Origin of the sequence: Actinoplanes sp. NPDC051494 (genome assembly GCF_044454705.1) — a bacterium.
In the GTDB taxonomy this organism is placed as follows: Bacteria; Actinomycetota; Actinomycetes; order Mycobacteriales; family Micromonosporaceae; genus Actinoplanes.
In genome coordinates, this window is record NZ_JBITDZ010000006.1 from 416,512 (window position 1) to 431,195 (window position 14,684).

Annotated in this window: 11 protein-coding genes and 1 pseudogene; 7 read left to right on the plus strand and 5 right to left on the minus strand. The window is 69.8% G+C overall.

Annotation, left to right across the window (positions count from 1 at the left end; translation table 11 throughout):
- Positions 1 to 15 precede the first annotated feature (15 nt).
- Positions 16 to 2,208: a putative bifunctional diguanylate cyclase/phosphodiesterase gene (locus tag ACIA6A_RS23245; protein ID WP_396099903.1), complete on the minus strand. Its 2,193-nt coding sequence runs from the start codon at positions 2,206 to 2,208 to the stop codon at positions 16 to 18.
- A gap of 285 nt (positions 2,209 to 2,493) precedes the next feature.
- On the opposite strand from ACIA6A_RS23245, the gene ACIA6A_RS23250 reads away from it, so the two are divergent.
- From ACIA6A_RS23250 to ACIA6A_RS23265, 4 genes are all read left to right on the plus strand, one after another.
- Positions 2,494 to 3,255, plus strand: coding sequence for a DeoR/GlpR family DNA-binding transcription regulator (locus ACIA6A_RS23250; protein WP_396099905.1), 762 nt, complete (start codon positions 2,494 to 2,496; stop codon positions 3,253 to 3,255).
- An 82-nt stretch (positions 3,256 to 3,337) separates the two neighbouring features.
- A complete protein-coding gene (locus tag ACIA6A_RS23255; protein ID WP_396099906.1) occupies positions 3,338 to 4,702 on the plus strand; it encodes an ABC transporter substrate-binding protein in 1,365 nt (454 codons plus the stop codon).
- 57 nt (positions 4,703 to 4,759) lie between these two features.
- Positions 4,760 to 5,689 carry a carbohydrate ABC transporter permease gene (locus ACIA6A_RS23260; RefSeq protein WP_396099907.1) on the plus strand — a complete coding sequence of 310 codons (930 nt, stop codon included), beginning with the start codon at positions 4,760 to 4,762 and terminating at the stop codon, positions 5,687 to 5,689.
- Positions 5,686 to 6,522 carry a carbohydrate ABC transporter permease gene (locus ACIA6A_RS23265; protein WP_396099908.1) on the plus strand — a complete coding sequence of 279 codons (837 nt, stop codon included), beginning with the start codon at positions 5,686 to 5,688 and terminating at the stop codon, positions 6,520 to 6,522. Before ACIA6A_RS23260 ends, ACIA6A_RS23265 begins: the two co-directional genes overlap by 4 nt.
- Here ACIA6A_RS23265 and ACIA6A_RS23270 read toward each other — a convergent pair.
- Both ACIA6A_RS23270 and ACIA6A_RS23275 read right to left on the minus strand, forming a co-directional pair.
- Positions 6,515 to 7,783, minus strand: coding sequence for an amino acid permease (locus tag ACIA6A_RS23270; protein ID WP_396099909.1), 1,269 nt, complete (start codon positions 7,781 to 7,783; stop codon positions 6,515 to 6,517). The genes ACIA6A_RS23265 and ACIA6A_RS23270 overlap by 8 nt on opposite strands.
- 93 nt (positions 7,784 to 7,876) lie before the next feature.
- Positions 7,877 to 8,413, minus strand: a complete 537-nt coding sequence (locus ACIA6A_RS23275) for a hypothetical protein (protein ID WP_396099910.1) — start codon at positions 8,411 to 8,413, stop codon at positions 7,877 to 7,879.
- A 123-nt stretch (positions 8,414 to 8,536) separates the two neighbouring features.
- On the opposite strand from ACIA6A_RS23275, the pseudogene ACIA6A_RS23280 reads away from it, so the two are divergent.
- Positions 8,537 to 9,820 (plus strand): annotated as a pseudogene (locus tag ACIA6A_RS23280) (MFS transporter); the annotation flags it as partial.
- Between the two features lie 360 nt (positions 9,821 to 10,180).
- On the opposite strand, the gene ACIA6A_RS23285 reads toward ACIA6A_RS23280, so the two are convergent.
- A complete protein-coding gene (locus tag ACIA6A_RS23285) occupies positions 10,181 to 10,768 on the minus strand; it encodes a TetR/AcrR family transcriptional regulator (RefSeq protein WP_396099972.1) in 588 nt (195 codons plus the stop codon).
- 78 nt (positions 10,769 to 10,846) lie between these two features.
- On the opposite strand from ACIA6A_RS23285, the gene ACIA6A_RS23290 reads away from it, so the two are divergent.
- Both ACIA6A_RS23290 and ACIA6A_RS23295 read left to right on the plus strand, forming a co-directional pair.
- Entirely contained in the window at positions 10,847 to 12,079 is a 1,233-nt protein-coding gene (locus ACIA6A_RS23290; RefSeq protein WP_396099911.1) for an MFS transporter, read from the plus strand.
- Between the two features lie 94 nt (positions 12,080 to 12,173).
- Positions 12,174 to 13,745 (plus strand): alpha/beta hydrolase, encoded by a 1,572-nt coding sequence (locus tag ACIA6A_RS23295; RefSeq protein WP_396099912.1) that lies wholly within the window; start codon positions 12,174 to 12,176, stop codon positions 13,743 to 13,745.
- Here ACIA6A_RS23295 and ACIA6A_RS23300 read toward each other — a convergent pair.
- Positions 13,742 to 14,683, minus strand: a complete 942-nt coding sequence (locus ACIA6A_RS23300; protein ID WP_396099914.1) for an NAD(+)/NADH kinase — start codon at positions 14,681 to 14,683, stop codon at positions 13,742 to 13,744. The two genes, ACIA6A_RS23295 and ACIA6A_RS23300, sit on opposite strands and share 4 nt — an antisense overlap.
- Position 14,684: the final 1 nt, after the last annotated feature.

Below are 14,684 nucleotides of genomic sequence, written 5' to 3' on the forward strand. Positions count from 1 at the left end.
CAACCTGTCATACGTCTATGGGGTGGAGGGGAAGAGCAGGGCGTCGGTGGCGTTTTCGGTGAGGGGTTCGGCCCAGAAGTAGCCCTGGCCGAGTTCGCAGTTGCCGTCCGTCAGTTCGGTCAGCTGGCCCTGGTCCTCGATGCCCTCCGCGATCGTGGAAAGGCTGAGCGCCTGGCCGAGCTGGATGATGCCCAGCGTCAAGGCTGCCGCGGTCGGTTCGTCGCCGACGTCGTCGACGAAGCTCTTGTCGATTTTGATGATGTCGACCGGGAAGCGGCGCAGGTACGCGAGCGACGAATAGCCCGTACCGAAGTCGTCGATCGCGAGGCGGACGCCGAGTTCCTTGATCTGTTCGAGCTGGCGCAGGGTCGAGTCGCGGTGGTCGACCAGCAGGGATTCGGTCAGTTCGAGGACGAGGCAGGTGGCCGGCAGGCCGCTGTTGGCCAGGGCGGATTGGACGACGGCAGGGAGGTTGGCCTGGTCGAGCTGGACCGCGGACATGTTGACGCTGACGCTCAGCGGGTGCAGCGTGCCGCGGCGGGCGTTCCAGGTGGCGGCCTGGCGGCAGGCCTCGCGCAGGACCCATTCGCCGATCGGGACGATCATCCCGGTCTCCTCGGCCAGGGGGATGAAGTCGAGGGGCGGGATCATGCCGCGTTCCGGGTGCTGCCAGCGGATCAGCGCTTCCAGGCCGGTGATCTCGCCGGTCCGCAGGTGCACGATGGGCTGGTAGCGCAGCTCGAACTCGTGCCGGACCACCGCCCGGCGCAGGTCCGCCTCCAGCTGGAGGCCGGCCTGGAAGGAGACCTGCAGCGCCGGCTCGAACACCTCGTAGCGGTCCTTGCCCTGCTTCTTGGCGTGGTACATCGCGAGGTCGGCCCGGACCATGAGTTCCTGCGGCCCGGAGGTCACGCTGTAGGCGACGCCGATGCTGCAGCTGATGAACGTTTCCTTGCCGGCCAGGTCGAACGGCTGGCGCAGCGATTCCAGGATGCGCTTCGCGACGGGTACGGCCTCCTCGATCCCGGCCCCGTCGGGCAGCAGCACCGCGAACTCGTCCCCGCCGAGCCGGGCCGCGGTGTCGCCGGAGCGCAGGCAGGACTGGATCCGGGCGGCGACCCCGGACAGGAGCAGGTCGCCGGCGGCGTGGCCGAGCGAGTCGTTGACCACCTTGAAGCGGTCGAGGTCGACGAAGAGGACCGCGACGCCGGTGGTGTCGTTGAACGCGCGTTCGAGCCGGGTGAGGAACAGCGCGCGGCTGGCGAGGCCGGTCAGTGAGTCGTGGAAGGCCTGGTTCATCGCTTCGAGGGTCTGCGCGTCGGTCAGCGCCAGGCTGACGTGTTCGGCGAACGCGCACAGCACGTCCTGGGCGGCCTTGTCCCAGTCGCGCGGGCCCTGGTAGGTGCCGACGGTGAGGCAGCCGACCACGTCGCCGTTCTCGTGCACGGGTACGGCCATGACGGCTTTGAGGCGGGAGCGCACCACGTCCGGGATGGCGATGGGCGAGTTCACGTAGTCCTCGACCATGACGAGTTCGTTGCCCATGACGGCCAGGCCGGCCACGCCGGCGGACGGCAGGGGTACGCGCTGCATCAGCCCGAGCAGGTCCGGGGCGAAGCCGACGCTGGACACCATGCTGCCGACCGATCGGTCGTCGCGTTCTAGCAGGTTGAGCGAGGCCATCTCCACGTTGAGGAGTTCGGCGGCGCCGGCGGTGATGGCGTCGAGGATCTGCCGCAGTGGCGCGCGCCGGGCGATGAGCCGCTGGACCCGGGTGAGGTGGTCGAACAGCCGCTGGTGTTCCTGCAGGGTGCCGAGCAGCCGCAGGTGTTCGGCGGCGGTGACGTTGAGGGCCTGGAGGCTGAGTTCGAGGACCCGGGCCATGCCGCGGAAGAGGCAGACCTCCTCGGCGCTGAAGTCCCGGCCGACCCGGCCGAGGGCGAGGACGCCGGAGTCGCCGATCGGCGCGTGGGTGACCGAGTACGACGTGCCCGCGATCGTGAATCCGGGCTCGTGCAGCGCGTCGAGGGGTACCTGTTCGGCGGGCAGCCCGACGGAGGCGACCACGCCGCCGTCGACCACCAGCACGGCGACCTGCGCTTCCAGTGCGCGTGCGGCACACTCCACGGCCGCGTACTGCGCCGTGGGTCCGTCCGGCCGGTCAGCCACCGCGGAGAGGAACTCCGTCAGCTGCTGTGTTGCGAGCATGCCCATGTCACCGCTTGTCGGCCCGGGGCGTCACTAGCTGAGGGAAAACGGTCGGCGGGTGCGCTCAGAGCGACCGCTCCCACACCCTCGGGCACCATTCGGGCGGGGTTTTCGGGCAAACAGTCACGAGATTCGTCCGCTTTAGTGTGATCTTGGGTGGGTATCGGGTGAGGATGCCCGATCGCCAAACGGGCAGAGACAGGCTGAATCACCGTAGTTTGTGATGGGGGCCACACGTTTCCCCGGTGTTACAAATGGCGTACGACAGGCGCGGGGAGGTGTGATTTGAACGCGGACGAGCGGCAACATCAGATCGTCGCCTTGGCGCGACGGCAGGGCGAGGTGGACGTGGCCAAGCTCGCCGCCGAGCTCTCCGTCTCGGCGGAGACTGTCCGGCGCGATCTGCGCCTGCTGGAGAAGCACGGTCTGCTCCGGCGCACGCACGGCGGTGCGTACCCGGTGGAGACGGCCAAGTTCGAGACCGACCTCGCGATGCGCACGACGCGCGGGGTCCCGGAGAAGAGGCGGATCGCCGCCGCGGCGGTCGGCCTGATCGGCGACGCCGAGACCATCTTCATCGACGAGGGGTTCACCCCGCAGCTCATCGCGGAGGCGCTGCCCACCGACCGGCCGCTGACCATCGTGACGGCCTCGCTCAACACCGCGGCGTGGCTGTCCACCAACACGCCGGTCACCGTGCTGCTGCTCGGGGGCCGGGTCCGGGGCCGCACGCTGGCCACGGTCGACCACTGGGCCAGCAGCATGCTCGCGGGATTCGTGCTCGACCTCGCCTTCGTGGGCGCCAACGGCATCTCCCGCGAGGTGGGCCTGACCACCCCCGACCCGGCCGTGGCCGACGTGAAGGCCCAGGCCGTGCGCGCGGCCCGCCGGCGGATCTTCACCGGCACCCACACCAAGTTCGGCGTACGCACGTTCTGCCGCTTCGCCGAGATCTCGGATTTCGAATCACTGGTCACGGACACCGGCCTGCCGGCGTCCGAGGCGCACCGCTATTCCCGGCTGGGTCCACAGGTCATCAGAGTCTGACGCGACAACGAAATAGTAGAAAGATCGGCCGTCGTGCACCTGGGCGGCACGTTTCCGCATGTCTTCAAACGGAGGATCTGCTGTGTTCAAAAGAAGAGGCAAGCTGTCGTTGCTGGTCGCGGGCGCGGCCACCGGCGCACTGGTGCTGTCCGGGTGTTCGGGCGCGGGCTCGACCGCCGGGGGTGGCTCCGGTGACGAGAACACCATCACCGCCCTGATGGTCGGCAACCCGCAGATGGAGGACATCGCGAAGCTGACCGCGGAGAACTTCACCAAGCAGACCGGCATCACGGTGAAGTTCACGATCCTCCCGGAGAACGAACTCCGCGACAAGGTCACCCAGGACGTCGCCAACCAGGGCGGACAGTACGACGTGGCCACCGTGGGCGCGTACGAGACCGGCATCTGGGCCAAGAACAACTGGCTGCACGAGCTGTCCACGCAGTCGTCCGCCGATGCCGCGTACGACAGTGCCGACCTGCTCAAGCCGATGGTCGACTCGCTGACCGGCGACGACGGCAAGCTGTACGGGGCGCCGTTCTACGGTGAGTCCTCGTTCCTGATGTACAACAAGGAACTGTTCGCGGCCAAGGGCCTCACGATGCCCGAGAAGCCGACCTGGGCCCAGGTCGCCGACTTCGCCGCCAAGCTCGACGACAAGCCGGGTGGCGTCGCCGGTATCTGCCTGCGCGGCCTGCCCGGCTGGGGCGAGCTGTTCGCGCCGCTGACCACCGTCGTCAACACGTACGGTGGCACCTGGTTCGAGAAGGACTGGACCGCCAAGGTCAACTCCCCGGAGTTCAAGGAAGCCACCAACTTCTACGTGAACCTGGTCAAGCAGCACGGCGAGACCGGTGCCCCGCAGGCCGGCTTCACCGAGTGCCTGAACCAGTTCGGCCAGGGCAAGGCCGCCATGTGGTACGACGCGACGTCGGCCGCCGGCACGCTCGAGGACCCGAACGCGTCCAAGGTCGCCGGCAAGGTCGGCTACGCGTACGCCCCGGTGAACAAGACCGCGTACTCCGGCTGGCTCTGGACCTGGGCGTTCGTGATGCCGAAGACCACCAAGAAGGCCGACGCCGCGTGGAAGTTCATCTCGTGGGCCACCAGCAAGGAGTACGAGCAGGTCGTCGGCAAGAACCTCGGCTGGCCGCGGATCCCGTCCGGCAAGCGCACCTCGACGTACTCGATCCCGGAGTACAAGGAGTCGGCCAAGGCGTTCGCTGACGTGACGCTCGGCTCGATCGAGAACGCCAACCCGCAGAACCCCGGTGTGCAGCCCCGCCCGGCGCTGGGTGTGCAGTTCGTCGGCATCCCCGAGTTCGCCGACCTGGGCACCAAGGTCTCGCAGGAGATCAACGCGGCGATCGCCGGCAGCTCCACGGTCGACAAGGCCCTCGACGACGGGCAGAAACTCGCCGAGGACGTGGCGAAGAAGTACAAGTAGCGCGCGCGGCGGCGCTGCCCCCACGGCAGCGCCGCCGTACCTACCGGAAGGCCGACCATGACCGACGTCATCACCCGGACGGATCCGAGACCGGAGATCCCCGTGGTGCCCGCCAAGGGTGGCGCCAAGGACCGCTGGGTCCGACGGGCTCCGCTGCTGCCCGCCCTCATCTTCGCCATCGTCGTGACCCAGGTGCCGTTCCTGGTCACCATCTACCTGTCCACGCTGGACTGGAACGCCCTGCGCCCGGGTGAACGGGCGTTCGTCGGCCTCAAGAACTACGTCACCGTGTTCCAGGACTCGCGGCTGCAGTCGGCCCTGCTCAACACGGTGCTGCTGACCGCCGGCGCGGTGATCTTCTCGATGATCCTCGGGCTGGCGCTCGCCATCCTGCTGGACCGCAAGTTCTTCGGCCGCGGGGTCGTGCGCACCATGCTCATCACGCCGTTCCTGGTGATGCCCATCGCGGCGGCGCTGCTCTGGAAGCACGCGCTCTACAACCCCGCGTACGGCCTGATCAACGGCATCTTCGGCGGCTCCACCGACTGGGTCTCGTCGTACCCGAAGGCGGCCGTCATCGCCACGCTGGTCTGGCAGTGGACGCCGTTCATGATGCTGATCCTGCTGGCCGGCCTGCAGTCGCAGAGCGAGGACATCCTCGAGGCGGCCCGGGTCGACGGCGCCGGGGCCTGGAAGATCTTCACCCACATGACGCTGCCGCACATGCGTCAGTACCTGGAGCTGGGCGCGCTGCTCGGCTCGATCTACCTGGTGAACACGTTCGACGCGGTCTTCACCATCACCCAGGGCGGTCCCGGCCAGGCGACCACCAACCTGCCGTACGAGATCTACCTGACCACGTTCCGCAAGTTCGAGTACGGCGAGGCGTCGGCCGCCGGTGTCGTCGTGGTGGTCATGACGATCATCGTGGCGACGTTCGCGCTGCGCGTCATCTCGAGCCTGTTCCGCATGGAGGAGTCCCGATGACGACACTCGCCGCGGCTCCCAAGCGCCGCCTCGGCAACGCGATCTGGGGCGTCGTCGCCTGGATCGCCGGGATCATCTTCGTGTTCCCGGTGATCTGGATGGTGCTGACCAGCTTCAAGCAGGAGCAGGATGCCGCCAGCAACCCGCCGGCCTGGGTCTTCACCCCGACGTTCGACCAGTACGCCCAGGTGTTCGACCGCAACATCACGCCGTTCCTGCTGAATTCGCTGATGGCCAGCGTGTTCTCCACGCTGCTGGTGGTGCTGTTGGCCACCCCCGCCGCGTACGCGCTCTCGCTGCGCCCGGTCGCGAAGTGGACCGACGCGCTGTTCTTCTTCATCTCAACCAAGATGATGCCCGCGGTCGCCGCGCTGCTGCCGGTGTATCTGCTGGTCAAGAACCTGGGCATGCTCGACAACGTGTGGACGATGGTGCTGCTCTACACGTCGATGAACCTGCCGCTCGCGGTCTGGATGATGCGCTCGTTCCTGCTCGAGGTGCCGCGCGAGGTGCTGGAGGCCGGCGAGGTCGACGGCGCCGGCCTGATCACCTCGATCCGCAAGATCATCCTCCCGATCGTCTCCCCGGGTCTCGCCGCCACGGCGCTGATCTGCTTCATCTTCGCCTGGAACGAGTTCTTCCTGGCGGTGAACCTGACCGCGACGAACGCCGGCACCGCCCCGATCTTCCTGGTCGGCTTCATCTCCTCCGAGGGCCTGTTCCTCGCCCGGCTCTGCGCGGCGGCCACCCTGGTCTCGCTGCCGGTGCTGATCGCCGGCTGGGTCGCTCAGAACAAGCTGGTCCGCGGCCTGTCCATGGGCGCGGTCAAGTAAGGGACCTGTCGACGCGTTCCGGGCGGTGAGCGCCCGGAACGCGTGGGTGGGGGAGGACCACGGGCTCGGTCGAGGGGTCGGGCACCACCACGATGGCCCGCCCGCCGAGCCCGATCCCCGCGTAGACGACCGGTCCGGCCTGCCGCAGCACTCCGGCGTGGACCAGGCCCACCAGCACCGGAACAGCGCCGGCGATCAGCAGCGGACGATGATGCTCGTACCCGAGCCACCCCAGCGTGCCGAACCCGACCGTGGCCACGCCCGGTGCGAGCAGCCGCCGCCACACCCCCTCACCGGCCGGATGCCGGTTGAGGAACAGCAGCGCGGCCAACGATGTGCCGAGCAGCAGCACCAGCACACCCAGCCCGCCCGCGGTGATGAACCCCGCGCTCAGGTCCACATCGAACAACACGCACGCGCCGAGGGTCAGACCTGCCACCACGCTCTGGGTCAGCGACGCGAGCCGGAGCCGGGCCAGCCCCCGCGGAAACACCCGCTCACGGCCGAGAGCGACCAGATACCGGACGATCGTGTGGTGCAGCGCCACCACGCCGGCCAGCGCACCCGCCGCGACACCCCAGGCCGGCAGCGCGACGCGCGGCGGTGCCAGCACGACCACCAGAACCACCAGCACCGGGTACGCGACGGGAGCGGCCGAACGGCGCAGATCCTCCCCGTACGCCGCGGCGGTCTCGAAGCCGGCAAAGGCGAGCGCCGCCGTGAGAAGCGCGAGCCCGAGCTCCGGGCGCGGGATATCGGTCAGGGCCGGCGGACCCAGCCCGGTGAACCAGTCGGCACCGGGATACCGGACGGTCAGCCCGAGCAGCCCGATCACGAGCAGGGCCAGCACCGCGGCGGTGATCTCGACCCGCAGTATCCCGCTGAGCGTCACCACGGCCCAGGCCACCCCGGCGGCCATCCACCAGGGACCGTCGATCAGCGGAGCGACCGCCACCCCGGCAACGGCATAGAGCCCGAGCTGCACCACGGTGTACGCCGTCAGCGCCAGCCAAGCGGCAGAAAGTCCGAAGGGCCGCCCCAGCCCACGGGCGGCGAACGTGTACAGCGCCCCGGCCGACGGCAACCGGCGCGCCATCGCGGCGTACACCGTGGCGAAGACCAGCAGGAACAGCCCCACCCCGAGCACGATCAGCGGTTCCGCCAGGACAGCGGGCCGCCACGGGGCCGCCGAGGCCAACGCGATCCCGACCACGGCCGCGCCACCGAGGCGCCCCGCGACCAGGGTCAGCGGAGCGGACACCGCTTCATTGACCCCCACACCCGGCCCGATTGGCAACCACCCGTGATCACGTCATAACCATTAGTGAAAACTCTGGCACGCTGGGCGGGTCGGTCAGTGGGCACGGGGCTCGTCGCCGAAGAATTCCTGGATCTGGGTGAGGGTCAGGTAGCCCTGGTGGTCCGGTTCGCCGTGTTCCGGGGGCATGGTGCGGTGGGTGACCTCGAGGTCGCCGGCGTGTTCCGGCAGGTCGGGCAGGGTGGGCACCGGGGGCAGGGTGCCCAGGCCGATCGCCTCGCGGATCACCTCGAACATGCTGGTGACCTCGCGGCTGGCCAGGGTGAGCAGCTCGGCCGGGCGGCGGCCGGTGGTGGGTGGGGCGGCGCAGGTGAAGTTGGCCCGGACCGTTCCGCTGATCTCGCGGATGTCGGCGCTGGGGCGCAGGTGGTCCAGGTGGCTCTCGGCGACGATGCCGAGTTCGCAGTGCGGGACGCCGGAGGCTCGCCACCAGCGGCGCCAGGCCGGGTCGGCGTCGAGGGTGACGACCACGTGCCGCAGCGCCACCATGTAAGCCTGGGGCTCGCGGCCGTCGACCGTTGTCGTCCCCATATGGGGGTGCAGCCAGTGGGGCTGGCGGCCGCGAGCATTCATCAACTCATGGTGACATTTCAGGCACTGCGCGTCGGGGATGGCCGGCCCGCGCGTAAGGGTGGCTGGTGAGCGTTGCGTCACTTCCGCTGAGATAGCTGTATCTACCAGTGATATTAATCGGGGGTGCTATCCGTCGATCACCCGCGGTACAAATGGGTCGCGCTGTCGAACACGACGCTCGGCACCCTGCTGGCCACGATCAATTCCTCGATCGTCCTGATCTCGCTGCCGGCGATCTTCAAGGGCATCCACCTCAACGCGCTCGAACCGGGCAACGTCAGCTACCTGCTCTGGATGCTGATGGGATACATGCTGGTCACCGCGGTGCTGGTGGTCACGCTCGGCCGGCTCGGCGACATGTACGGGCGGGTCCGCATCTACAACGCCGGGTTCGCGATCTTCACGCTCACCTCGGTGATCCTGGCAGTCGACCCGTTCGACGGCGGTGGCGGCGCGCTGTGGCTGATCGGCTGGCGGGTGCTGCAGGCGGTGGGCGGCGCGATGCTGATGGCCAACTCGGCCGCGATCATCACCGACGCGTTCCCGGCCCGGCAGCGCGGCATGGCGCTCGGCGTCAACATCGTCGCGGCGCTGGCCGGCTCGTTCATCGGGCTGGTCGTCGGCGGGGTGCTCGCCGAGTGGGACTGGCGCTCGGTGTTCTGGGTCAACATCCCGCTGGGCCTCCTCGGCACCGTCTGGGCCTACCGGTCGCTGCACGACAGCGGCGTGCGCCGCAGGGCGACGATCGACTGGTGGGGCAACGCGACGTTCGCGGTCGGGCTCACGGCGGTGCTGGCCGCCATCACGTACGGTATCCAGCCCTATGGTGGCCACACGATGGGCTGGACCAGTCCCGGCGTGCTGGCCGGTCTGATCGGCGGTGGCCTGGTGCTGGTCGCGTTCGGCGTCATCGAGGCCCGGGTCGCCGAGCCGATGTTCCCGCTCGGGTTGTTCCGCAACGTCGCCTTCACCAGCGGCAACGTGGCCAGTCTGCTGTCCGCGGTGGCGCGCGGCGGTCTGCAGTTCATGCTGATCATCTGGTTGCAGGGCATCTGGCTCCCGCTGCACGGCTACGACTACGAGTCGACGCCGCTGTGGGCCGGCATCTATCTCGTCCCGATGACGATCGGCTTCCTGGTGGCGGGCCCGGTGGCCGGCTATCTGTCGGACCGGTTCGGCTCCCGGCTGTTCGCGGCCGGCGGGCTGCTCGTGATGGCCGCGTCGTTCCTCGGCATGCTGCTGCTGCCGAGCGACTTCAGCTACGCCGTGTTCGCGATCCTGATCTTCGTCAACGGTCTCGGCGGCGGGCTCTTCGCGGCCCCGAACACGTCCCTGGTCATGTCCAGCGTCCCGGCCACGATGCGCGGGGCGGCCTCCGGCATGCGGGCGACGTTCCAGAACGCCGGTCAGGTGCTCTCGATCGGCATCTTCTTCTCGCTCATGGTCGCCGGGCTGGCCGGTTCGCTGCCGTCGACGCTCAGCTCGGGCCTGACCGCCCAGGGCGTGCCGGCCGCGACCGCCGACCAGGTCGCTCAACTGCCGCCGGTCGGCACGCTGTTCGCGGCGTTCCTCGGCTACAACCCGATCGCCGAGCTGCTCGGCCCGCAGGTGCTGGCCGATCTGCCGCCGGGCAACGCGGACCGGCTCACCGGCCTGGAGTTCTTCCCCCGCCTGATCTCCGGCCCGTTCCACGACGGCCTGGTGATCGTCTTCTGGCTCGCCATCGCGATGGCGGTGGTGGGCGCGCTGGCCTCGCTGCTGAAGCGGTCAGGCGGTCGCGGCGTCGACGAGGGTGGCGGCGATGGCCCGGGCGGTGGTCACCGGCGTGGTGCCGCCGTCCATGCGGGAGCCGGCCAGGGCGCCGTCGTAGAGGACGACCAGCTGGGCCGCGAGGGCCACCGGGTCGTGGGCGCCGGCGTTGCGGGAGAGGTCGGTGAACAGCTCGCGGGCCCAGTCGCGGTTGGCGGTGGCGGCCACCTCGGCGACGCTGCCCCGTTCGGATTCCGCGCTGGCGTTGTAGAAGGCGCAGCCGCGGAATTCCGGTGCGGCGACGCGCTCGGCGAGCAGGTCGAAGACGCCGAGCAGCTTCGCGCGGGGGGTCGCGAAACCCTTGAGCCCGGTCAGGATCCGCTCGCGGCGGCTCATGTCCCGGCCCTCGAGGTAGGCCTGGATGAGGCCGTCCTTGTTGCCGAAGCAGCTGTAGAGCGAGGCCTTGGCGACACCGGCCTTCTCGATGACGCGGTCGATGCCGACGGTGTGCACCCCCTCGGCGTAGAAGAGCTCGTCGGCGGCGGCCAGCAGCCGGTCGCGTGCGGACGGCTTGCGGGCGGGGGCGGCGGGTGACGCGGCGGACATGGCCTTGACGGTACCAGACAGATCTGTCTACTCTCAGGCCGTACCAGACAGACCTGTCTGTTCTAGACCGGGAGCGACATGACCACCTCGACCACCGCCGCACCACCCGCCGCCGAGCGTGCGCGGGGCGCCCGCCGGAGACGCCTGTCGCACCCCGTCGCGTTCGCGGCGATCGCCGCGATCTTCATCGCGTTCACCGCGGCCTCCAGCGCGCCGTCCCCGCTCTACGTCGTCTACCAGCAGCTCTGGGGCTTCTCGGCGGTCACCCTGACGGCCGTCTTCGCGGTGTACGTGGTCGGCCTGGTGAGTTCGCTGCTGGTGCTCGGCGCCCTCTCCGACCACGTCGGGCGCCGGCCGGTGCTGGCCGCCGCGATCGCGCTGGAGGTCGTGGCGCTGGTGCTGTTCCTCAACGCCGGTGATGTGAACGTGCTGCTGATCGCCCGTCTCCTGCAGGGGATCGCGACCGGCGCGGCGATGACCACGCTCGGCGCGACGCTGGTCGACCTCAACCCGCCGCACGCCCCCGGGCGGGCCGGCCTGATCAACAGCATCGTGCCGACGTCGGGGCTGGCGCTCGGGTCGCTGGGCACCGGCGCGCTCGTCCAGTATGCCCCCGGCCCCACCCACCTGATCTGGGCGATCCTGATCGTGGGCATGGTCGTGGCGGGCGCCGTCGTGCTGGTCCTGCCCGAGACCTCGGCCCGGCGTCCCGGTGGCGCGTCCTCGCTGAAGCCGAAACTGGGCGTACCGGCGCGGCTGCGGACCGGCCTGGTCGCGCTCGTGCCGATCATCGTGGCCAGCTGGGCGCTCGGTGGCCTCTATCTCTCGCTCGGCCCGTCCGTCGCGGTCGGCGTGTTCGGCCTGGGCAGCCACCTGATCGGTGGCCTGGTCGTGAGCCTGCTGTGCGGGGCCGGTGCGGTGGCGGCGTTCGCGCTGCGGACCCACCCGACCCGGCGGGTGCTGCTGCTGGCCGGTGGGCTGCTGACCGGCGGCACGGCGGTGACCCTGGTCGGCATGGAGACCGGCTCGGTCGTCACGGCCGCGATCGGCACCGTGGTGGCCGGGGTCGGTTTCGGTGCCTCGTCGCTGGCGTCGTTCGGTGCGCTGGCCGTGATGGCGGGCCCGGCGGAGCGGGGCGAGCTGTTCGCGGTCGCGCTGACCATCGCGTACGTGGCGTTCAGTGTGCCGGCGGTGATCGCCGGGCTGGCCGCGACGACGTACGGCCTGCGCTCGACGGCCCTGGTCTACGGCCTCGTGGTGGTGGCGCTCGGCGGGGTGGCCCTGGTGCTGCAGCGGGTCCGCAAAGCCTGAGCGGTTCTTTCGTCAGGGTTCGCCCGGCGTGGGCGGCGGTTGATCCGCCGTCCACGCCCGAACATATGGGGCGAAACCTTACGGAGGGCTGCATATGAGACGAATTCTGGCGACCGCGGCGATGCTGGGGCTGGTGCTCTCGGGCGCTGCCGTGGCCTCTGCCGCGCCGAGTGCCGCCGCACCGGCCATCGTCTGGGGTGCCTGTAAGAACAACCCCGCCCTGACGGGACGCAAGGCCGAATGCGGATACCTCAGCGTGCCGCTCGACCACGCGAAGCCGAACGGCAAGCGGATCCAGCTGGCCGTCTCCCGGATCAGGCACACCGTCCCGGCCGCGAAATACCAGGGCGTCATGCTGGTCAACCCGGGCGGACCGGGCGCCCCCGGACTGTCGCTGCCGACCCTCGGCGGGTTCGTGCCGGGTGGCGGCGGTGGCGCGTACGACTGGATCGGTTTTGATCCCCGCGGGGTGGGGTCGAGCAGGCCGGCGCTGACCTGCGACAGCGACTATTTCGCGCCCGGCCGCCCGGCCGACGTGCCGACGACCACCGCGATCGAGAACGCGTGGCGCAAGAAGGCCAGGAACTACGCCGCGGACTGTGCCGCGGCCGGCGGCGACCTGCTCGAGCACCTGCGCACGACCGACACCGTGCGGGACATGGACCTGCTGCGGATCGCGCTCGGCACCCAGAAGATCAACTTCTACGGCTTCTCGTACGGGACGTACCTCGCCCAGGTCTACGCCACGCTCTTTCCCCAGCGGGTCCGGCGGATGGTCCTGGACGGCAGTGTGGACCCGTCCCGCGTCTGGTACGACTCGAACCTCGACCAGGACATCGCGTTCGAGCGGAGCATGAACGTCTTCTTCGCGTGGGTGGCGAAGTACGACCGGTTGTACCACCTCGGCACCAGCGCCACAGCGGTCGAGAAGCTCTTCTACCAGCGCAAGGCCCAGCTCACGAAGAAGCCGATCCGCGGCTTCGGGGCGTCCGAGCTCACCGACGTGTTCCTGCAGGCCGGCTACTACGTCTTCGGCTGGGAGGCGATCGCCGGGGCGTTCTCCGCCTGGGTCGGCGACGGCGACCTCGCCGATCTGCGGGATCTGTACGCCGCGTCGAACCCGACGGACAAGGGCGCCGACAACGGGTACGCGATGTACGTCGCGACCATGTGCACGGACGCGCGCTGGCCCACGTCCTGGAAGACGTGGCGCAGGGACAACCGGCGGGTGTACGCGAAGGCGCCGTTCGAGACCTGGGGCAATGCCTGGTTCAACGCGCCGTGCCTGACCTGGCCCGCCCGCCCGGGCACCCCGGTGACGGTGGACGGCCGGGACACCCCGCCGATCCTGCTGATCAGCGAGACGCTGGACGCCGCGACGCCGTACCCGGGAAGCCTCGAGGTCCGTCGCCGTTTCCCGCGAGCCGTCCTGGTGGAAGGGGTCGGGGGCAGCACCCACGCCGGTTCGCTGTTCGGCGGTGCCACCTGTATCGACAACACCGTCGCGGAGTATCTGGCGACCGGAGAACTCCCCACCCGAGTCAAAGCCACCACCTCGGACAAGCGGTGCGCGCCGGTCGCCCAGCCGGATCCGACCACGTCCGAGGCCCGGCGGGCCGATGACCCGCTCCGGCTCGAACTGCGCAAGCTCCTCGCCCCGCGTTAGTGCTCGCGCAGGGCCGTGTTGTGCCGCAGGCTCTCCGGGATCAGCTCGAGCAGCTGATCCCGGCGCAGCGGCAGGTCCAGCAGGCTCAGCTTGATCCGGCTGCGGTTCTGGTGCACGCCTGCGGAAAGGCGCACCACCTGCGCGGCGTCGTTGCGGAACCGCGCCGAGAGGACGCCGCCGGGGGACAGCTCCCCGGCGTCCGTACCGTCGACGTCCACCGCGACCGGCGCGCTTTCCGGGGCCAGCGTCAGGGTCATCCGGTCGCCGGCGCCCAGCACCACGCTGCGGCCGATCCCGGCCATCGGGGCCACCGGGGTGATCACGGTCGCCGCCGCCGAGGGGGACAGGATCGGACCGCCGGCCGCGTAGTTGTAGGCCGTCGAGCCGTTCGGGGTGGAGACGATCACCGCGTCACACTTGTAGTAGCCGTACTGCCGCCCGTTGACGGTCAGATCCGCGTTCACCGCGCCCTTGCGGCCCAGGCGGGCCAGCACGACGTCGTTGAAGCCGACGTCGGTGCGCAGCTCCACCGGCCCCGCGTCGGCGGTCAGGCAGCCGTGCGACTCGACCGTGAAGTCGCCGAGAGCGAGCTGCTCCAGCGCCGGGGCCAGGCTGGACGGCGTGACCTCGACCAGGAAGCCCAGGTTTCCGTGGTTGACGCCGAGCACCGGGACCTGCCGGTCGATCACCAGCCGCATCGCCCCCAGCATCGTGCCGTCGCCGCCGAGCGCGATCACCCCGTCGACCCGGCGCAGGAACTCCTCGTCGGGGACCGCCTCGACCGAGCCGGCGGGCACCCGGGCCGCTTCCGCCGCCCGGATCAGCACCGTCGTCCCGTGTATCCCGGCCCAGCGCACGATGGTCGCGACCGACTCGCCGACCGGCTTCGTAGGGTGAACGACCAGGCCGAACGTCTTCACCGCTGTCTCCAGGCTCACA